The 19,716-nt window shown below is 46.6% G+C and carries 17 protein-coding genes and 1 tRNA gene; 9 read left to right on the top strand and 9 right to left on the bottom strand.

Going from position 1 to position 19,716, the window contains the following annotated elements; genetic code table 11:
* Nucleotides 1-33 precede the first annotated feature (33 nt).
* On the bottom strand, nt 34-1,083 hold the full coding sequence (gene lpxD, locus AB6805_RS31295) for a UDP-3-O-(3-hydroxymyristoyl)glucosamine N-acyltransferase (RefSeq protein WP_079473567.1): 1,050 nt from the start codon (nt 1,081-1,083) through the stop codon (nt 34-36).
* A gap of 68 nt (nt 1,084-1,151) precedes the next feature.
* Nucleotides 1,152-2,396, bottom strand: a complete 1,245-nt coding sequence (locus tag AB6805_RS31290; RefSeq protein ID WP_370913369.1) for an HD domain-containing protein — start codon at nt 2,394-2,396, stop codon at nt 1,152-1,154.
* A 346-nt stretch (nt 2,397-2,742) separates the two neighbouring features.
* Here AB6805_RS31290 and AB6805_RS31285 point away from each other — a divergent pair, with 346 nt between their 5' ends.
* The 6 genes from AB6805_RS31285 to AB6805_RS31260 all read left to right on the top strand — a co-directional run bounded on the left by AB6805_RS31285 (nt 2,743) and on the right by AB6805_RS31260 (nt 8,988).
* Nucleotides 2,743-4,296, top strand: coding sequence for a response regulator (locus AB6805_RS31285; RefSeq protein WP_370913368.1), 1,554 nt, complete (start codon nt 2,743-2,745; stop codon nt 4,294-4,296).
* Between the two features lie 26 nt (nt 4,297-4,322).
* Complete coding sequence (locus tag AB6805_RS31280) at nt 4,323-4,646, top strand: hypothetical protein (RefSeq protein ID WP_370913367.1); 324 nt, start codon at nt 4,323-4,325, stop codon at nt 4,644-4,646.
* Nucleotides 4,647-4,671: 25 nt separating this feature from the next.
* The gene (locus tag AB6805_RS31275; RefSeq protein ID WP_370913366.1) at nt 4,672-5,433 is read left to right on the top strand and encodes an MBL fold metallo-hydrolase; all 762 of its coding nucleotides are present in this window, start codon (nt 4,672-4,674) and stop codon (nt 5,431-5,433) included.
* 70 nt (nt 5,434-5,503) lie between these two features.
* The gene (locus tag AB6805_RS31270; RefSeq protein ID WP_370913365.1) at nt 5,504-6,541 is read left to right on the top strand and encodes a helix-hairpin-helix domain-containing protein; all 1,038 of its coding nucleotides are present in this window, start codon (nt 5,504-5,506) and stop codon (nt 6,539-6,541) included.
* 12 nt (nt 6,542-6,553) lie between these two features.
* Entirely contained in the window at nt 6,554-7,693 is a 1,140-nt protein-coding gene (locus AB6805_RS31265; RefSeq protein ID WP_370913364.1) for an acyl-CoA dehydrogenase family protein, read from the top strand.
* A 419-nt stretch (nt 7,694-8,112) separates the two neighbouring features.
* Nucleotides 8,113-8,988, top strand: coding sequence for a cytochrome c (locus AB6805_RS31260; RefSeq protein WP_370913363.1), 876 nt, complete (start codon nt 8,113-8,115; stop codon nt 8,986-8,988).
* Between the two features lie 62 nt (nt 8,989-9,050).
* On the opposite strand, the gene AB6805_RS31255 is transcribed toward AB6805_RS31260, so the two are convergent.
* The 5 genes from AB6805_RS31255 to AB6805_RS31235 all read right to left on the bottom strand — a co-directional run bounded on the left by AB6805_RS31255 (nt 9,051) and on the right by AB6805_RS31235 (nt 13,223).
* A complete protein-coding gene (locus AB6805_RS31255) occupies nt 9,051-9,338 on the bottom strand; it encodes a hypothetical protein (protein WP_079473575.1) in 288 nt (95 codons plus the stop codon).
* A gap of 54 nt (nt 9,339-9,392) precedes the next feature.
* On the bottom strand, nt 9,393-10,637 hold the full coding sequence (clpX, locus tag AB6805_RS31250) for an ATP-dependent Clp protease ATP-binding subunit ClpX (RefSeq protein WP_079473576.1): 1,245 nt from the start codon (nt 10,635-10,637) through the stop codon (nt 9,393-9,395).
* Nucleotides 10,638-10,853: 216 nt separating this feature from the next.
* The gene (clpP, locus tag AB6805_RS31245) at nt 10,854-11,555 is read right to left on the bottom strand and encodes an ATP-dependent Clp endopeptidase proteolytic subunit ClpP (RefSeq protein WP_370913362.1); all 702 of its coding nucleotides are present in this window, start codon (nt 11,553-11,555) and stop codon (nt 10,854-10,856) included.
* Nucleotides 11,545-12,924 carry a trigger factor gene (tig, locus tag AB6805_RS31240; protein WP_370913361.1) on the bottom strand — a complete coding sequence of 460 codons (1,380 nt, stop codon included), beginning with the start codon at nt 12,922-12,924 and terminating at the stop codon, nt 11,545-11,547. Before tig ends, clpP begins: the two co-directional genes overlap by 11 nt.
* 217 nt (nt 12,925-13,141) lie before the next feature.
* Nucleotides 13,142-13,223 (bottom strand) — tRNA-Leu (locus tag AB6805_RS31235).
* Between the two features lie 237 nt (nt 13,224-13,460).
* On the opposite strand from AB6805_RS31235, the gene AB6805_RS31230 reads away from it, so the two are divergent.
* Together AB6805_RS31230 and AB6805_RS31225 are read left to right on the top strand one after the other, a co-directional pair.
* Entirely contained in the window at nt 13,461-14,684 is a 1,224-nt protein-coding gene (locus AB6805_RS31230; RefSeq protein WP_370913360.1) for an ROK family transcriptional regulator, read from the top strand.
* A gap of 58 nt (nt 14,685-14,742) precedes the next feature.
* Entirely contained in the window at nt 14,743-15,159 is a 417-nt protein-coding gene (locus tag AB6805_RS31225) for a VOC family protein (RefSeq protein WP_370913359.1), read from the top strand.
* 66 nt (nt 15,160-15,225) lie between these two features.
* Here AB6805_RS31225 and AB6805_RS31220 read toward each other — a convergent pair whose 3' ends face one another.
* Nucleotides 15,226-17,514: a hypothetical protein gene (locus AB6805_RS31220; protein ID WP_370913358.1), complete on the bottom strand. Its 2,289-nt coding sequence runs from the start codon at nt 17,512-17,514 to the stop codon at nt 15,226-15,228.
* A 130-nt stretch (nt 17,515-17,644) separates the two neighbouring features.
* Between AB6805_RS31220 and AB6805_RS31215 the strand changes: the two genes are divergently transcribed.
* Complete coding sequence (locus AB6805_RS31215; protein ID WP_370913357.1) at nt 17,645-19,060, top strand: S41 family peptidase; 1,416 nt, start codon at nt 17,645-17,647, stop codon at nt 19,058-19,060.
* A gap of 144 nt (nt 19,061-19,204) precedes the next feature.
* On the opposite strand, the gene AB6805_RS31210 is transcribed toward AB6805_RS31215, so the two are convergent.
* Nucleotides 19,205-19,606, bottom strand: a complete 402-nt coding sequence (locus AB6805_RS31210; protein WP_370913356.1) for a response regulator — start codon at nt 19,604-19,606, stop codon at nt 19,205-19,207.
* Nucleotides 19,607-19,716: the final 110 nt, after the last annotated feature.

The raw sequence follows: 19,716 nt of genomic DNA, 5'->3' as shown, positions 1-19,716 counted from the left end.
TAACTAATATATAACTATTTAACCAGTAATCATTTATACACCTGCCCGCTCTTGCAGCAGTTGTTTAACCATCTCTTCCAGCTCCTTTACGCGCTTTTCAAGGTCCGGCAAATTTCTAAAAATTGCCTGACTTTTCAGCGAACTTTTATAATCATACGCCGGAGAGCCTGTCAGAGAGGTATTGGGTACTGTAATCGACTTGGATAAGCCGCTTTGTGCATTGATTTTGGTATTGTCGGCTATGTGGATATGACCAACCATCCCTACCTGGCCACCTATTACGCAGTTCTGGCCGATTTTGGTACTGCCGGAAACCCCGGTTTGTGCCGCAATCACCGTATTAATGCCGATGTCCACGTTATGGGCCACCTGGATCAGGTTATCGAGCTTTACACCCTTACGGATCACCGTACTACCCATGGTAGCGCGGTCGATAGTAGTGTTTGCGCCAATTTCCACATCGTCGTGGATCACCACGTTGCCAATCTGGGGTACTTTTTTATAGGAACCATCCGGCTGCGGGGCAAAGCCAAAGCCATCGCCGCCGATCACACAACCTGCATGCAGCATTACGCGGCTGCCTACAATACAGTTGTCATATACTTTTACGCCCGGATACAGGATGGAATCGTTATTAACGATCACATTATCACCGAGATATACACCAGGGTATATTTTTACGTTGTTGCCCAGCACCACATTTTCACCCAGGTACGCAAAAGCACCCACAAACACGTTTTCCCCCATCTTCACAGATGCAGGAATGTAAGATGGCTGCTGAATACCGGATTTATTGCCGGTCAGGTACCTGTACTGCTCTAATAACAACGCAAAGCTGCTATAGGCATCCTTCACCCGGATCAGGGTCGATTTGATCGGACGCTCAATCACCAGGCTCTCATTCACAATCAGAATGGAGGCATTGGTGGTATATATGAATTCTTCATACTTAGGATTGGCAATGAAACTGAGCATGCCCTCGCCAGCTTCTTCAATCTTGGCGATGTTGCTCACCTTTACGTCCGGATTTCCCTCCAGCTTACCATCTAACATGGTAGCTAATTGTAATGCGCTAAACTGCATAGTTTAAAATTGTAATGTTTTCCAGGCTACACCGGATAGTATGAACTTATTTATAAACATTTTATTCCTTATAAAACGTTGTTAGCCTGAATTTTTGGATGACAAATGTAGAATTTTTTTACCGGTATCGCCAGTGTATGGCTAATCAGTGCATTGTCGATGGAGGAAATGTCTTTTACAGTTCCATCTTTAAATAGGATATTGATCTTCTCGTCATTAACGTTATAAGCCCTTAACGAGGCCGCACCTGAAAAAACGAAGTAGTCCAGATCCGCTCCTTCAATCCCCCACTTTTGTCTGACCTGTTCCTTCAATAATAGTGCTGCACTTCCGTCAAACGCCTGATTACTTAGCACAACCTTGAATAAGTTCCTGTCTATCAGCCACTTGCATAAAAGGGACAAAACCTTGTCTTCGTGTGTTGTCCAAACTTTAATGGCCCCCATAATATCATAGTCGTCCAGTTGGCAAAATAACTCCAGGCATTCCGGTCCGCATTCAAAATTGTTCTTTGTAATGGTATTGTACAGGAAATAAGACAGGGCAGGGGAGCAAAACAGCTCCTTTCCCTCCTGTGCCAGCGCTTTTGCCCTGATCAGGATCTTTACCAGCATGTTTTCGGCGCTGAGCACCGTTTTATGCAGGTATACCTGCCAGTACATCAGCCGCCGGGCTATAATAAACTTCTCAATAGAATAAATTCCCTTTTCCTCTACCATCAGCTCCCCCTTATGTACAATCAGCATCTTGATGATGCGGTCGTACCCGATGGTGCCCTCGGCCACCCCGGTATAGAAGCTGTCGCGGTTCAGGTAGTCCATTCTGTCTACATCCAGCTGGCTCGACACCAGCTGATGCAGGAATTTTTTATGATAACGTCCATTGAAAATATCCAGTGTAAGGGACAGGGCGCCACCCATCTCCTTGTTCAATGCCTCCATCAGCCACTGGGAAATCTCTTCATGAGATACCCCTTCAATAATGCCATTCTCCAATGCATGAGAATAAGGCCCATGCCCGATGTCATGCAGTAAAATGGCCATTTTGGCCGCTACTTCCTCTTCCGGGGTAATGTCTGCCCCCTTGCTCCGGAGCTCCAGCAGCGCCATACTGATGAGGTGATAGGCGCCCATGCTATGATGAAACCGCGTATGCATAGCACCAGGATACACCAGGTGCGCCAAAGCCATCTGGTGTATGCGGCGGAGCCGCTGGTAATATGGATGTGAAATGAGGTTAAGAATCAACGGGTGATCTATGGTAATAAAGCCATACACCGGATCATTAACAATTTTTCGCTTGCGTTCGGTCATTGCATTTAATTATACGATTTCAGACGGGGGCGTCCGCGTCTGAATCCCTGGTGCCTGTATGCAAAACTACACCCGAAATTAATTATATGTAATTTTTTTACTTATAATGACGCGCGGCATCCACGATACCCCTATGACAGTTCAAAACAATTGGTAGGTTACAGGTAATTAAAGTTATGGATGCGAAGGTAAATAACTTTATCAGCCTGTTCACTTTTTTCCTGCTATCATTTTACCGTGTTCAGCCCTTTTTAACATATAATTACCGGCAAATGATATACGGGGAATGATATTTGCAAAAAATTAGGGGTAAATTCCTTTTTTTACCGGAACCTTAAATCTTATTATGAGTCAGATAAATATACTATGGGTAGATGATGAAATAGAGTCCCTGAAATCGCAGATTATCTTCCTGGAAAGCAAAGGCTACAAAGTTTCGGCCCTTACCAACGGATATGACGCACTCGAATTTTTGAAAGAACAGGTGGTAGATGTAGTATTACTGGACGAATCCATGCCCGGCATCACCGGACTGGAAACCCTCGGTAAAATCAAGGAAATTGACCAGCAGATCCCCGTGGTAATGATTACCAAAAATGAAGCGGAAAACGTTATGGACGACGCTATCGGCTCCCAGATCACCGACTATCTTATCAAACCGGTAAATCCAAACCAGGTATTATTATCTCTCAAAAAAATAATTGATAACAAAAGACTGGTGGCCGAAAAAACCACTACCGCCTACCAGCAGGAATTCCGCAGCCTGTTTATGGCCCTGAGCTCCAACCCCGACTTTAACGAGTGGATGGACATCTACAAGAAACTGGTGTATTGGGAAATGGAAATGACAAAAACCAACAGCCCGGAAATGCTGGAAGTGTTCAATGCCCAGAAAACCGAGGCCAACAACGAGTTTTCCAAGTTCATCAGCCGTAATTACAGCGACTGGCTCCATCCAAAAACAAAAGAAGCCCCGGTGATGTCACATACCCTGTTCCGCGATAAGGTAGTGCCCAACCTGGACCCCAACGTACCCAACGTATTCCTGCTCATCGATAACCTGCGGTACGACCAGTGGAAGGCGATCCAGCCTATTTTCCAGGAATCGTTCCGGTTGGTGGAGGAAGAGTCTTTTTACAGCATTTTGCCTACCAGCACACAATACAGCCGTAATGCCATTTTTGCCGGCATGCTGCCCATAGATATTGAACACCGGTTTCCCCAGGAATGGAAGAACGACGACGAGGAAGGCGGGAAAAACCTGTATGAAGAGCATTTTTTTGCCGCCCAGCTGAAGCAGATGAAAATGGATCCCCGGTTTTCATACACCAAGGTGACCAATCACGCCGATGCCCAAACCATGCTCAATAATATCCATAATATGCTGGATTACCCGCTGAGCGTGATCGTATACAACTTTGTGGATATGCTCAGCCATGCCCGCACCGAAATGGAAGTGCTAAAGGAACTGGCCGGCGATGAAGCCTCTTACCGCTCTATCACTGCCAGCTGGTTTGAACACAGCCCGCTGCACCAGGCCCTGAAACGTATCAGCGATAAAAAAATAAACCTGATCATCGCCACCGACCATGGCAGCGTAAGGGTAAAAACACCTGTAAAGGTGATCGGAGATAAACAAACCACAACCAACCTGCGCTACAAACATGGCCGTAACCTGAACTATGAGCCGAAAGAAGTGCTGGCCTTCCGCGATCCCCGTGATGCCGGATTGCCAAAGCCCAACGTCAACTCTTCCTACATCTTTGCAAAAGGAGATGGGTATCTCTGTTATCCCAACAACTATAACTATTTTGTGAACTATTACCGGAATACCTTCCAGCACGGCGGTATTTCCCTGGAAGAAATGATTGTGCCTTTTGCCAGGATGGTAACAAAGTAACAACAGCTTTTTGCTATTTTTGCGACATGAATATCAAAATCACACCTAATAACCTGACTAAACTGGAAAAGATCTTCGACGAGGCCAAATATGTATTGCGCTTCGAAAAAGGTAGTTTCCTGTCCGGTTACTGCATCCTGGAACACAAGAAGGTGGTAGTGATCAACAAATTCCTGAACCTCGAAGGGCGTATCAATACGCTGATCGATATTTTAACGACGCTGCCATTGGATGAAGAAGCGCTGACGGCAGAGTCGCATAAGCTCTATAAACAGATACAGGCCAGCAAACCGATCCCGGAAGCGGGAGAGGAAGAAGGCGGGGCTTCGGAAGAACACGCAGCAGAATAGGCAAAAACAGACAAATGATGTTGGGATGAAAGTTACATTCTTAGGTACAGGTACGTCGCAGGGAGTTCCGGTTATAGCTTGTGGTTGCGAAGTTTGCACCTCGGCCGATAAAAAAAATAAACGCTTACGCAGCAGTATTATGATCTCGGCGCCCGCCGGCAATATCGTAATAGATACCACCCCGGATTTCCGCTACCAGATGCTCCGCGAAAAAGTCGGGCACCTGGAGGCAGTACTCATCACCCACTCCCATAAAGATCATATTGCCGGCATGGACGATATCCGCGCCTTTAACTATTTTCAGAAAAGCGCCATTAATATATACGCCACCGAGTTCTCGCAAAGTGTGATCAAACGTGAGTTTGCCTATGCTTTTTCTGATTTTAAATACCCCGGCATCCCGGAAATAAATCTGCAAACTATTGCCGCCGATCCATTCGATGTAAACGGACTAACCATTACGCCGGTCCATGTCATGCATCATCAGATGCCCGTGCTGGGCTTCCGCATCCATGATTTCACCTATATCACCGACGCCAACTACATTGCGCCGGAGGAAAAAGAAAAGATCCGTGGTTCTAAAATCCTGGTACTGAATGCCCTGCGCCGTGAAAAGCATATCTCTCATTTTACCCTGGAAGAGGCTATTGCGCTGGGGAAAGAGCTGGAGGTGCCGGAAGTATACCTCACCCATATCAGCCATCAGCTCGGATTGCATGAAGCGGTATCAGCTGAACTGCCTGCGGGTACCCACCTGGCCTATGACGGCCTTAGTCTCGAAATTTAGAGGCGTTTTATTTCTGTTAACAAAACACTGCATACATAATCCTAGCTTGGTCAAAAATTGTTGTTGACCCATGTGGAAATCATTTGTCCGCGAATATCTGCGGTTTTCCCGGAAGGAGCGGCTGGGCATATTAACGCTGGCGCTGCTCATGATATTAACCAGCTATATCCCCGACCTGGTTTTTTATTTTCAGCGTACGCCCGTTGCCGGTAGTGATAACCTGAAAGCGGCTGTAACGGCCTTTGAAGCCAGGCTGGCAGCAGCGGAGAATGAGCCGGCTTTTACCCGGCGGAATGATGCACACACAGATAGCTTGTTTTACTTCGATCCCAACACGTTGCCGGCAAGCGGCTGGCAGCAGCTGGGTGTAAGCGAACGCACGGCTGTTACTATTGGTAAGTACCTGGCCAGGGGCGGGTATTTCAGGACGCCGGCGGATCTGGGCAAGATATATGGGTTGTCTCCCGCCTTATGCACACAGCTGATACCTTATGTGCGCATTGCGGGTACGGATAATAACCGGTTTTCCGGGAGATATGGTTCGCGGAGCGGACCCGGAAATAAAAACTATGGCCGGGAATCATACTACGGTGACAGCAATGCCCTGTATGAAAGATTTAAAAAAGGACGTCACTATTACCGGGACAGTGCATTTGCCAGTTATAATGATACGTCGTTTACCCGTTATCGTAAGAAAGCCCCGGCTGCACCCATTGATATTAACACGGCAGACAGCCTCGTTTGGCAGTCGCTGCCGGGCATCGGGGCGGGCTTTGCGCGGCGGATTATCGCCTTCCGCGAGCGGCTGGGAGGTTTTTACGCCGTGGAGCAGGTGGCGGAATGTTATGGCTTACCCGACTCCACATTTCAAAAAATTCAACCGTTCTTACAGATCGGTAGCAGTTCTCTAAAAAAACTAGACCTCAACCTCACAGATGAAAAATCTTTGGCAGCTCACCCATACATACGCTATAAACTGGCCCGTCTCATCGTGCAGTACCGCAGTAGCCACGCGGGTTTCAGGGCAGTATCGGACCTCCGCAACCTGCCGTTGGTGGATGAGATTATTTATCGTAAAATTGAACATTACATTGAGATCAAATATTAAAGCCACACGTTTATGAACTTTGCGCCTACGGAGATGCAACAACAGATTGCACAAATGATCCGGGATTTCGGGAAAACACATATTCAGCCTCACGTGATGGAATGGGACGAGCAGCAGGAGTTCCCGGTGCATATATTCAAACAGCTCGGGGAGCTGGGATTGATGGGCGTACTGGTGCCCCAGGAGTACGGTGGCAGCGGGTTGGGATACCTGGAATATGTAACCGTGGTGAGTGAAATTTCACGCATCTGCGGGGCGATCGGGCTAAGCGTGGCGGCCCATAACTCGTTGTGTACCGGTCATACGATGCAGTTTGCCAATGAAGCGCAAAAACAGCGTTATCTGCCTAAGCTGGCTACCGGTGAATGGATCGGCGCCTGGGGGCTCACGGAGCCTAACACCGGTTCCGATGCCATGAATATGAAATGCGTGGCTAAAAAAGAAGGCAACGACTGGGTGCTGAATGGCACCAAGTGCTGGATCACCCACGGGAAAAGCTGCGATGTGGCGGTAGTAATAGCCCGTACCGGCGACGTGCGCGACAGTCATGGTATGAGCGCTTTCATTGTGGAAAAGGGTACTCCCGGCTTCAGCGGAGGCAAGAAAGAAAACAAACTGGGCATGCGGGCCTCCGAAACCGCGGAAATGGTATTCGACAATTGCCGCATTCCTGCTGAAAATATGCTGGGCGCAGAAGGCGACGGCTTTATCCAGTCCATGAAAGTATTGGACGGGGGCCGGATTTCCATCGCCGCATTATCGCTTGGCATTGCCAAAGGTGCTATGGACGCTGCATTGAAATACTCAAAGGAACGGTACCAGTTCGACCAGCCCATCTCTAATTTCCAGGGCGTGTCCTTTAAACTGGCGGATATGGCCACAGAAATAGCTGCAGCAGAATTGCTCACCATGCAAGCGGCCGATATGAAAAACCGCAAGGTAAAAATGACCCAGCAGGCAGCTATGGCTAAATATTATGCGTCGGAAGTGGCTGTGCGGGTTGCCAACGATGCCGTACAGATTTTTGGCGGTTATGGCTATACAAAGGACTTCCCGGTGGAAAAATTTTATCGGGATGCAAAATTATGTACCATCGGGGAAGGAACTTCAGAGATCCAAAAGATTGTAATTGCCCGGGAAGCACTGAGATAGAATAACGATTTTGCAATTGATACTGATTCTATTGAAATAGCAGGATTTTTATAATTTATGAAAAGAGTATTTATAAGCCGTTCATCATTTTTTCAAAATAATTGAATATTACCCCTTTAGTGTTATTGAATATTGCAAAAGGAACGTTAAATTTGGGTTAATTCATCACTCTTTACCGTTTATCAACCTTAACACACAAAATCAAGAAAGATTTGAAACACTTTTACGCAATGAAAAGCACCCTGTAATACGGGTGCTTTTCTATACCGGGTCTGAACTGGTTTATCCCGTATAAAGATGCTTAGTAAAAATGTGAAGCCTGTAATCCACGTTATGATTCTTCTTTAATTCAGTAGTTCTACTGATACCTGTAATATTTATCCCTATTACTTTTACAGCTGAAATATTCCTTAATTGTTATGTTCTCCAAAAGTCTTAAGTGGGCCACACGTATCGTGTTGGGCCTGATAGTGATCGTATTAACGGCATACGGCGTTTTTACTTTTCTCTTCCATCAGTATGCCAGCAAAAAATATGCAGTTACAGTAAGAAACATTCCCATCCCCACCGATTCCGCTACTATTGCGGAGGGCCGGCACCTCTATGAAATAAAGGGTTGCGGCGAATGCCACGGGGCAGATCTGCGCGGGAAAATGGTGGTGGATGATCCGGCCATTGGCCGTATTGCGGGTAATAATATCACCTATGGCCTGGGAGGGTTGCCGGAAAGCTATGATAACACCGATTGGCTAAAGGCATTGCGGCACGGTTTAAACACCGCAAATAAGCCATTATTGCTGATGCCTTCAGAGGAGTTCACCCGAATGGATGATCACGATATTGCGGCTATAATTGCGTTTTGCAAGGCACAGCCAAAAGTAGATGCGCCTTCCATTCCCATAAAAATAGGACCGATGGGAAAGGTCCTGTCTGTAATGGGTAAAATACCCTTGTTCCCCGTGGAAAAAATTGATCATCACCGGGAACAGCCAAACCAGGTGACAAAGGCGGCAACAAAAGAATACGGCCGGTACCTGGCGGTTTCCTGCACTGGTTGCCACAAGCCCACATTGACCGGCGGCGATAACCCGGTTCCGGGTGCTGTGCCGGTAGCCAATATCACCTCTACCGGGCACCTCGGAAAATGGAGCCAAAACGATTTTATTGCCACGCTGCGTACCGGTAAAACGCCGGAAGGAAAGCAGCTGCTGGTAAAAGATATGCCGTGGAATATGACTGCACAGTACACGGATGAAGAGTTAACCGCGTTGTATCTTTATCTCAGAAGCCTCTAAAAAAAGAAGAAGGGCTTTCCAGGGAAATACCTCCGGAAAGCCCTTCTTCACTGTATTTTAAACTACTTTTTATCTTTGTTGAAGAAGTCGGACACTTTATCCTTTGCTTCTTCGGCCCAATCCTCCGCTTTATCTTTCACGTTATCCAGAAAATCACCTGCCTGATCCATCAGACCAGCCTTTTTCCCTTCGGCTTTATCCGACATGCCTGCAAACCAGTTATCAACTGTACCGGCAATAAACGGAGGTAATTTGCCCTTCACATATTCTTTGATCACATCGATGGACTGTGCGGCCTGTTCGGCGGTAAGTCCGGCTTTTTCCTGTAATTGCTGAATGAGTTCCTGCATAAATAGCGTTTTATAGTTAGCGATAGTATTGCTGTTAACGGGTTACCGGAACAGTTATGCCACTTTCAGTTTAATGAGGGTCGACTGCTCCAGTTTTGCCTGTGCATATTCCCTGGTAAGATGAAAATGTGTTTCATTGGCAGACGGCAGTTCATACATCGCATCGCTCAGTACAACCTCACAGATGGAGCGTAAACCACGCGCACCCAGTTTGTATTCCATCGCTTTGTCTACGATATAATCTATTGCTTCTTCTTCTATCTGTAAATCGATATTTTCTACCTTGAAAAGTTTCTTGTATTGCTTTACCAGCGCGTTTTTAGGCTCAGTAAGGATCAGTTTCAGGGTATCCCTGTCGAGCGAGTTGAGATAGGTAACCACCGGTAAACGGCCCAGTAATTCAGGAATCAGACCAAAGGATTTCAGGTCCTGGGAGTTGATATAACGCAGGATCTGTTTTCTGTTTTCTTCTTCTTTTTCCTTGTTTACGGTAAAACCGATAGAGTGGGTCTGTACCCTTCTGCTGATGATTCTTTCCACGCCGTCAAATGCACCACCGCAGATAAAGAGAATATTCTGCGTGTTCAGCTTGATCAGTTTCTGTTCAGGATGTTTACGGCCGCCCTGCGGAGGTACCAGTACTTCGGTGCCTTCCAGTAATTTCAGGAGACCTTGTTGAACGCCTTCGCCGCTTACATCGCGGGTAATGGACGGGTTATCATTTTTACGGGCAATTTTATCGATCTCATCGATGTAAACAATGCCACGTTCAGCAGCTTCCACGTCGTAGTTACATACCTGTAACAGGCGGCTGAGGATACTTTCCACGTCTTCACCCACGTAGCCCGCTTCTGTGAATACGGTGGCATCCACAATAGCAAAGGGAACGTTTAATTGTTTGGCGATGGATTTAGCCAGCAGGGTTTTACCCGTACCGGTTTCGCCCACCATGATGATGTTGGATTTTTCAATCTCTACTTCGTCATCACCAATCTGCTGGTTAAGTCTTTTATAGTGGTTGTATACAGCTACTGCCAGTATTTTCTTCGCATCATCCTGGCCAATTACGTATTCGTCCAGGAATTTCTTCATGTCAATTGGTTTAGACACTTTGGGTGCAAAGTTGGGGGCTACGGCTGCAGCTGCTTTTTTGCCGGGGGTGAATAACTCCTGGTCAATTATCTCCTGTGCGTTGGCTACACAGTTTTCACAGATGTGTCCTTCAGCGCCTGCAATCAGTATCTGCACTTCTTCTTTGGAGCGGCTGCAAAAGGAGCATCGGATTTTAGATTCTTTCATTTCGGAATAGATTATTTTTCTACGAAACTATCATTGCCTGCATTGGTATTGCAGGGTTACAAATTTACACTAAATAGCCGAAAGCATAAGTCTTAATACAGTAAAGCTTATCATCTCACAAAACAAAAGCTATTGTAGCGAAGATAATAGCGTTTTTTAATATGTATCGCCGTAATCTTCGCTACAATAGCTTATTTATGCCTTGTGCTTTAAGCTTTACTGAGGTGTTTCCAGGTTTTTCTTTGGATTTTTCTGGAGTACGTCATCAATGATGCCGTATTCTTTTGCTTCATCCGCAGTCAGCCAGTAGTCACGGTCAGAATCTTTTTCCACTTTTTTGAGTGGCTGTCCGCAATGGCCGGCAATGATTTCATTGAGTTCCTTTTTCAGTTTCACGAACTCACGCGCAGTGATTTCGATGTCTGAAGTCTGGCCTTCTGCACCGCCATGAGGCTGGTGAATCATTACACGTGCATGTTTCAGCGCGGTACGTTTTCCTTTTGTACCTGCCACCAGCAGTACAGCGCCGAAAGAGGCCGCCATACCGGTACAGATAGTAGCTACATCAGGAGAAATGATCTGCATAGTATCATAAATACCCAGGCCGGCGTAAACGCTTCCTCCGGGGCTATTGATGTACATCTGTATATCACGGTTACGGTCGGAAGACTCAAGGAACAACAGCTGCGCAGTAATCACGTTTGCTACGTAGTCGTTCACGGGATCTCCCAGGAAAATAATACGATCAGCCATCAACCTGGAGAAAACGTCCATCTGGGTCATATTCATCTGGCGTTCTTCAAGGATATAAGGAGTCAGACTGTTGATCTGGTGGCTTTTGGTGTAACTGTCTACTACCAGGCTGCTGATTCCCCGATGCTGGATGGCATATTTTCTGAATTCATTATTAATGTTCATGATGGTGATGTTTATGAGGTAAATTAACAAAATCTTCTGCTTTGATTTCCTCTTCTTTCACGTTCACCTTAGCCTCAGCCCAGTCAAATAACTTGGCAGTGATCATTTCACGGTAAGTCTGGTCTACAAATTTCTCATCCTGTAACAGGCGATCCAGGTAGCTGTCTAACCATTCTGCTCCATCAGCAGCGGCGCCGCCATAGTAGCCTAATACTTTTTGTTTGGCATTTTCCTTCAGATCTTCGAAAGAAACTTCCAGTTTATTTTCTTTAACCAGTTTATCGCTGATGAGTGTCCAACGTAATTGATGGTCAAAACTAGGGAATTCTTTTTCCGCTTCTTCCGCAGTTTTTGGCTTTTCACCGCCAACCTGCAGCCAGCGTTTGAGGAAATCCTTTGGCAATTCAATCGGCGTTTCGTGTACCAGTACTTCAAACAGGTCGTTGTGAAGGTGGTTGCGGCTTTCAGAATCCCAGTATTTGCCGATTTCTTCTTTCAGTTTAGCGCGGAAAGCTTCTTCAGTAGTGATTTCTTCTCCCGGATAAACTTCTTTGAAGAACTCTTCATTCAGTTCTCTTTTCTCAATCAAACCAACTTTCGTGATGGTCAGTTTGAAATATTTGTTTGCTGCTTCCTTGTCGCCTGCTTCAAAGCCCAGATCTTTCAGGATCCAGCCCAAACGCTGCTCGTCAAAGGAAGTAGCCAGTTGGAATACAATGCTGTCTTCATTCTTTTTACCTTGCAGCTCAGCCTGGATAGCCGGTGCAAAGTATTTAACCAGTAAGGCGTTTTCTTTTACGATACCGCCTTCCACTACATTACCTTTCTCGTCAGACTCTTCGAATTTAACGTTAATCACGTTATCTTCTGAAGTAATTGTTTCAGGTTCTGTTGTTTTTCCACCTTTCAGCTGTAAACGCTGTACTTCATCGTTCACCATTTCGTCGGTAACGGTTACTTTATATTTTGTAAGGGTGGTTTTGTTATCTTCCAGGGGAGTAACGCTGAAGCTGGGTTTCAGACCCACTTCAAATTCGAAGGCATAATCAGCAGGCTTGTTGAAATCCAGGTCTTTTGCCTGTTTTTCCAGGGACAGCGGCTGGCCGAAGATCTCCAGTTTCTCTGTCTGCACATAACCCATTAATTCTCTCTCAACAGTTTTCAGAATTTCGTCGCCAAAGATAGCCTGACCGTGCATCTTCTTAACCATACCTGCAGGTACCATTCCTTTACGGAAGCCTGGTATGTTCGCATTTTTGCTGAATTGCTTTACTGCTTTGTCAAAATTAGGAAGGTAATCTTCCTGGCTCACTTTCACAGTGATCTTATCGTTCAATAAACCAATGTTTTCTCTCGTAACGGTTGCCATAATTGAATTGTATAAAGTGTTCTTTAAGAAGCAATAATGATTCCTTGTTTATTTTTCTGCCATGAAGTCACAACGGCAAGTAGGAATGGCAGGAAACTATTTTTGAATAAAATCAGGTGAAACTGTGTCTGAATAAGACAGGAGTGACAATGAAAGTGAGGGAGAGCATAGCATTATCACGTTGCCATATTGACGCATTGCCACATAATATTATATGTGCGGATGAAGGGACTCGAACCCCCATGCCTCGCGGCACCAGATCCTAAGTCTGGCATGTCTACCAATTTCATCACATCCGCAATAAATAAAAAGAACTTACTCTTCCCAGTGTTCAACCGGCCCGGAAACCCTATCCGGCTATACATGACAAGAGCCCCTTTTTAACTCAAAAAGGATTGCAAAGGTATTATTTTTTGCGAATTAACAAAATCATTTATATAGAGAAACATTCCCCTGTTTCTACCCCTAAATTTTAAAAAATCAGAATTAAGCTGTTAAATTGGTGAGCAATTACTGTAAAAGTCTATCTGATGGCTATGGCTAAAACCTTTTTTGAAGAACTCAACAGCGCAAACGCTACCGGTGTAGCCTATAAGAATATCAACCTGAAAAAGGCGGCGCTGGCCTATTTTGCCAATACCGGCAACGCCACTATCGCCGATCTGTGCAAAGAGCTCAACCTCAGCACACCCAAAGTTACCAACCTGGTGAATGACCTTATTGTCGACGGCCTCGTAATGGACTATGGCAAAATAGAATCCACCGGCGGCCGTAAACCCAACCTGTACGGACTGGTACCGGATTCCGCCTTCTTCATCGGGGTGGATGTAAAACAGGATCACCTCAACCTGGGCCTGTCGGACCTCCACAAAAACCTGGTTACCACCGTGGAAGGACTCCCCTACGAACTGGATAACACCAAAGCTTCCCTGGAACAGCTGTGCCTCCTGATCAATAACTTTATCGATGGCCTCACCGTTCCCAAAGAAAAGATCCTCGGCATTGGTATCAATATCCAGGGACGCATCAATTACGCCACCGGCTACAACTACAGCCTCTTCTATTTCGACGACGAACCTCTCAGCAAAGTCATCGCCGCCAAAGTAGGCATCCGCGTTTTCCTGGAAAATGACTCACGGGCAATGGCCTACGGAGAATTTTGTTCCGACCTGGTGAATGGCGAACGTAACGTGCTGTTCCTCAACCTCGACTATGGCATAGGTATGGGCGTACTCATCAACGGGGAGCTGTACTACGGTAAATCCGGCTACAGCGGCGAAGTAGGACATATCCCGATGTTCGACAATGAAATCATCTGCCACTGCGGGAAAAAAGGATGCCTGGAAACAGAAGCCTCCGGATGGGCGCTGGTGAATATGTTCCGGCAAAAGCTCGCCGCAGGTTCTTCCTCTATGCTGAGCCGCACGCATCAATCCCCGGAAGACATCCACCTGCACGATATTATAGACGCAGCCAATAACGACGATATGCTGGCCATAGAACTTATTGCCAAAGTAGGAGAGAACCTGGGTCGCGGCGTTGCCCTGCTCATGAATATCTTCAACCCGGAACTGGTCATACTCGGTGGCGCGCTCGCCGCTACACAGGACCACATCCGCCTGCCCATAAAAAGTGCTATGAAAAAATATTCCCTCAGCCTGGTAAGTAATGATTCCAAACTGAAAATGTCGAGGCTTGGTGAAAGCGCCGGTATCATCGGCGCCTGCCTGCTGGTAAGAAATAAGGTGTTGATAAGTTAGTTTTTGCCTAACTTTAGGAGCTACCCAAATTCCATTTTCTTACCCTAAAAAGATTGTTATGTCCACCACATTAACACCTTATCTCACTTTTGGAACTAATTGCCGCGAAGCCATGAACTTTTACAAGGACATCTTCGGAGGGGAATTGTTTATCATGACAATGGGCGACGCGCCTGAAAGCGAAAATGTACCCGCTGCATCCAAAGACCTGGTAATGCATGCGTTTTTGAAAACATCTTCTTTCGAGCTTATGGCCTCTGATGGCATGGGAGGCCAGGCGCCCAAAAATGGTGACAACGTTACACTGGCACTGGGCACTGAATCAAACGAAGAATCGGAAAAATTATTCAATGCGTTATCCGCCGGAGGAAAAGTTACGATGCCCCTGGCAGAAACCTTCTGGGCACACCGCTTTGGTATGTTAACCGATAAATATGGTTTCCCCTGGATGGTGAGCTTTAACAAGCCCATGTAAAAAGACCATGGTCTTTTCAGCTGTTTACGTTCTTCAGTTTGTGCAGAAAGTAAACAGCTGAATTTTTTATTTCTTCTTCCTGAAAAAAGAAAATAATCCTCCTCCTCTCAGTTCATTTTTTTTCTCTGCCGCGGGCCTGAATTCCGGATCATTCGCTACAATCAGGTCAATGATTTTTTTGCAGGTGCCGGGATCATCTTTTGCTTCATAAGCCAGCGCCATCGTATATCTTACGGCAGATGCCTCTGTATCCCACGCCCAGTTGTTGCCGGCGTAAATATTCAAACACTGCGTGGCATATGCCAGGCACTCGTCATATTCTTTCTCTCCCAGATATGCCTCCGCAAGAAAAGCGTATACCCCAAACCGGTAGTTGGGGGCATTGTCTGCAGCGTCGCCGTTAGACATAATCTGCAGCGTATGCAGCAGATCAGTAATCGCCGCTTTATAGCGGCCAAGCTTTAACGCAGCCTTTCCACGGAAGTAGTAGATCTTCATTTGCGAAATCACCGGCAGTTTGGTGATGCCGCCAATGGAAATGCGGTTATTGATAGCGCCAATACAATGTTCGTACTGGGCATTATCAAAATACAGGTACATCAGGTTGAAATAGGCGTCACTGTCATCCGGTTTTTCCACCAGGTGCGTTTCCAGCGCCAGTATACGTTCAGACAAATCATCGGCGCTGTTGGTACGGATAAAGGCGCGGCCGGTTTTAATACGGTCAATGTTATACGTAATGGTTTCCCGGTCGTAGTCTTCCAGTTCCTGCATATCCTTTGCAATCCAGGTATTGTATTCCGCCAGTATTTTTTCATAGAGATCCAATGCTTCGGCATGTTTCTCCAATGTACACAGGTCGTCGATCATTCGTTCATGGATAGACACGTAGTACATCAGCGGCAATACTTCTGTGAAATTTTCCAGGATGGTATGGCGGTCGGCGATGGCCTCGGCCAGCTTACCCATGCTGTGATACGCATCAGCCCTGGATTCCAGCTGTTCCCAGAAAGGCGACATATTGTAGCCGATGGTGTGCACATGCGCTGCTTCCACAAAGATGCCGCCTTCATACAAGGCAATGCCATAGTTGTTACAGCACATGGCAAAATGATGAGGATGGCCGGCATAAGAGTTCCCTGAATTTTCATACCAGTAGGCATGATAGATATCAAATGCTTTTTTATACAGGAAGCGCTTCAGCGCGGTGGACGCCTGTTTTACGCCGTTGTCTTTTTCCAGTTGAATAATTTCACTGAAGATAACACCCGCTGCGTACCAGTCGTACGGAATGTGATGCTCCACATCCGGCCAGCTTTCGGGGAATTGCCCGGTCACTTTATAACTCGTAAAATACCACCTCACCATGCTGAACGGATAAGGTTTTATGGCCATCGATTTTTCATACCAGGGCAATGCCTCCTGGTAACTGCCGATGTTGAAGAATGCTGTAGCGGTATAATGATAGAAGTAGGCTTCGTCGGGGTACTCAGCAATAAAGTGTTTGCCGGTGGAAATCTGTTCCAGGGTACCTTCGTCATCATCATCTCCAAAAAACTGCTGCCAGAATTCGGTAGTGCCTTTGCAGAACTCCCTTGCCAGCGCGGCATTCCGCACGCCATCCGCAAGCAGTTGCTGGATATGCCGGAGCAAACGCAGCATGTCTTCCTGTGTATTTTCTCCTGCCGTGATCATGATCTGCAGCATGCTGGCCGCAAAATCATAATCCGCCATATCCAGTGCGAACCAGGTGGTAGAGAGCAGGCGGTTGTTAAACACCGTACATTCAAAGGCCTGTTTGTAGTATTCCAGGGCGGCGGGCCTGTTTTCCGTGTGATAGTATACATCGCCGATACGCGTAAAGCACTGGAACCGCGCCACATTCAGCTGCGGCAGATCGTCGGCGTACAGTGATTCATATACCTGGAGATTGCGGTGCATGTCTGCCAGGGCCTTTTCGGTTTCATTTTTCAGCACCCATACCTGGAAACGGTACAGTAATGCTTTGGTAGTCAGTTCTTCATCACCGCCGGCAATGAGGATATCACAGTCGCTGATGGTTTCATCTCCTTTGTCTGCCATCACATTGGCGCCCATATAGGCGCGGTGTACACGGGCCTGCACATGTGCAGGCTCAATGGTCAGCACCTGGCTGAATGCCTCGTAAGCCTCGTTGTACATAGCAGTGGCCAGGTCCCGGTTATCGGTTGCCTTGGCGTTTTCCAGCTGGGATAAACCCAGTAGTTGCCAGCCCCGGGCCTCGCCGGGGTTATCCTGCAGGTATATTTCCAGTTTGGTAATTGCTTCAGTATATGCCTGTTCATTATACAGCCTTTCCAGTTCGTCAAAATGCATATGCGCTTTATTAGGACATGTAATTTATTAATATTGGTGGAGGATGATAAATATTTTCTGGTAGTGTCCTCCCGAATATATATATTTAAAGACCATTTATTATCAGCCAGAAACATTCAAATCCTTTGCCATGAAAGCAATAGCAGTATTGTTATTACTCCTGTGTAATACAGTTGTAAACGCGCAGGAGTGCGATTGCAGGAAGAAATTTGACAGCGTACAGGTCTATCTGAGGAAGAATTATGCAGGGTTTATCGACAAAGTAACCCCGGTTACGGAGCAGGCTTATACTGCCATGCTGACAAAACTACGGTTACAGGCGGCTACCATCAAGGGCGCCACGCATTGTCTCCTGCTGGTAAACCGATACCTGCGCTTCTTCAAAGACCAGCACCTCGCCCTGCACATTGGCTACACGCCCCTCAGAGAAAAAATCACCCTCACCCCACAGCAGCTGGATTTGCTACAGAAACAGCCCATAAGCGGTGTGGCCGGTATTTACCAGGCCGACTCCCTCTATAAAGTGGCCCTGGTAAAGAACCTGCGGGGATTGCGTACTTACGCCGGCGTAATCATGGAATCTGCCTCACCGGATTGGAAACCGGGAGACGTATTGTTTGAACTGGCCGCTACCGGGCCGGATAAATTTGATATGATCAGCTACGCCGCGCAGGAAGTGAACTTTGATACCCTCACCATCGGAAAACAACGCGATGGTCTGTCTGCATTGGGTTGGCAGAAACCCGCTGCGGCCATGTCGCAGCAGCTCGCGGGCGTGAAGAAGAGTGACAATGCACCGGCGGAAATACCTGCCTTCGCCGAAATGACGGCGCCTTTCTTTTTCCGGCAAATAAACGACAGCACCGGCTATTTGCGGATTAGCAGCTTTGACGCAGCGTTCTATCCGGCCGCAGATTCTGTGCTGAATGCCAGCGACGAGTACCTGCGCAGAAACCCCAACCTGGTCATTGATGTACGCAACAACGGTGCGGGCGCTGACAAACTGATTGAACGCCTGCGACCCTTGCTGTATACTCAACCTGTAAGGATTACCGGGGCCGACTTTTACGCCACACCGGATAATATTGCGGCATGGCGTCATATCCTGGACGAACAAACCGGAAAGCTACCCGGCGAATATGTAGAGCAGATCCGCACTGTAATTGAACAGGGTAGTGGTTTGCAAGGCCGGCTGGTAAGTATGGGGCCGGATGAAAACATGATCCTGCCGGCTCCGTTGCCTGCCCCGGCAAAAGTAGCGGTGCTCATTAATGGCCGGTGCAGCAATACCGCAGAACAGTTTTTACTGGAAGCGGTACAAAGCCAGAAAGTGAAACTCATGGGAACTCCTACGGCAGGAGCATTGGATTACTCTAATGTAGCCAGGGTAAGGTTTTCAACGCCTGATTTCTCAATAGACTATCCCGTTACCCGCTCCCGCAGGATTGCTGCAGGGCAGGGTATTGACAATAAAGGCATTCAGCCTGCGGTGAAAGTAAATTTCCATTCGGCAGGATGGCTCGAAGAAGTAGTGAAACAATTTTAATGCAGGAGTCGTTAAGATCCGGTTAACACTTGAACATAATTTAAAACCCACCTTTGAGGTATAAGCATATGCGTGAGCATATAGGGTTTAAAAATAGTAACAATGGTAGAAAAGCTGCCTCACAATTCTTTGTGAGGCTTTTTATTAAAATAACTTTTGTTGTAGAAGATGACCCAGTATATGTGTCAGCTCATGAAGGCTGTTAGGTTTCGTCAGGAAATAAGAGGCGCCCAGTTCACGGGTTTCTTTTTTATCCGATTCATGTGAAGACGTGGAATAGATAACCACAGGGATATGTTTTAAATGCTCCTGCTGCCGTATTTCTGCAAGAAACTGTTTCCCGTCTATCCTGGGCATATTCAGGTCCAGGAAGATAAGATCCGGCGCCAGGTTATTATTCAGCTTAAGTAGTGCGTCTTCTCCGTTGATGGCTTCATGGTAAATAATATCCGGTGCCAGCTCCTTTAATACTTCACCAAATATCATTCTGTCATCTATATCATCGTCAATTAAAAGTACTGAGGTATATTTACAACTATCGGGCATATATCGTTTTGGAATAGAGACAAATCTAAGATTTTGTTGTTATTTTATTATCATATTGTTCGTTTTAGTGGTACTGTTTGGAACGAAATGTGTTAAATCCGTTGAAAGCA

Source organism: Chitinophaga sp. RCC_12, assembly GCF_041360695.1.
GTDB lineage: Bacteria > Bacteroidota > Bacteroidia > Chitinophagales > Chitinophagaceae > Chitinophaga.
Note: the sequence above shows the minus strand (reverse complement) of the source record. Positions and strands in the feature narration are given on the sequence as shown.

Excerpts from the sequence above, each read along its gene's own strand:
- lpxD (WP_079473567.1), bottom strand. The coding sequence starts at position 1,083 with ATGCAGTTTAGCGCATTACAATTAGCTACCATGTTAGATGGTAAGCTG.
- AB6805_RS31290 (WP_370913369.1), bottom strand. The coding sequence starts at position 2,396 with ATGACCGAACGCAAGCGAAAAATTGTTAATGATCCGGTGTATGGCTTT.
- AB6805_RS31285 (WP_370913368.1), top strand. The coding sequence starts at position 2,743 with ATGAGTCAGATAAATATACTATGGGTAGATGATGAAATAGAGTCCCTG.
- AB6805_RS31280 (WP_370913367.1), top strand. The coding sequence starts at position 4,323 with ATGAATATCAAAATCACACCTAATAACCTGACTAAACTGGAAAAGATC.
- AB6805_RS31275 (WP_370913366.1), top strand. The coding sequence starts at position 4,672 with ATGAAAGTTACATTCTTAGGTACAGGTACGTCGCAGGGAGTTCCGGTT.
- AB6805_RS31270 (WP_370913365.1), top strand. The coding sequence starts at position 5,504 with ATGTGGAAATCATTTGTCCGCGAATATCTGCGGTTTTCCCGGAAGGAG.
- AB6805_RS31265 (WP_370913364.1), top strand. The coding sequence starts at position 6,554 with ATGAACTTTGCGCCTACGGAGATGCAACAACAGATTGCACAAATGATC.
- AB6805_RS31260 (WP_370913363.1), top strand. The coding sequence starts at position 8,113 with ATGTTCTCCAAAAGTCTTAAGTGGGCCACACGTATCGTGTTGGGCCTG.
- AB6805_RS31255 (WP_079473575.1), bottom strand. The coding sequence starts at position 9,338 with ATGCAGGAACTCATTCAGCAATTACAGGAAAAAGCCGGACTTACCGCC.
- clpX (WP_079473576.1), bottom strand. The coding sequence starts at position 10,637 with ATGAAAGAATCTAAAATCCGATGCTCCTTTTGCAGCCGCTCCAAAGAA.
- clpP (WP_370913362.1), bottom strand. The coding sequence starts at position 11,555 with ATGAACATTAATAATGAATTCAGAAAATATGCCATCCAGCATCGGGGA.
- tig (WP_370913361.1), bottom strand. The coding sequence starts at position 12,924 with ATGGCAACCGTTACGAGAGAAAACATTGGTTTATTGAACGATAAGATC.
- AB6805_RS31230 (WP_370913360.1), top strand. The coding sequence starts at position 13,461 with ATGGCTAAAACCTTTTTTGAAGAACTCAACAGCGCAAACGCTACCGGT.
- AB6805_RS31225 (WP_370913359.1), top strand. The coding sequence starts at position 14,743 with ATGTCCACCACATTAACACCTTATCTCACTTTTGGAACTAATTGCCGC.
- AB6805_RS31220 (WP_370913358.1), bottom strand. The coding sequence starts at position 17,514 with ATGCATTTTGACGAACTGGAAAGGCTGTATAATGAACAGGCATATACT.
- AB6805_RS31215 (WP_370913357.1), top strand. The coding sequence starts at position 17,645 with ATGAAAGCAATAGCAGTATTGTTATTACTCCTGTGTAATACAGTTGTA.
- AB6805_RS31210 (WP_370913356.1), bottom strand. The coding sequence starts at position 19,606 with ATGCCCGATAGTTGTAAATATACCTCAGTACTTTTAATTGACGATGAT.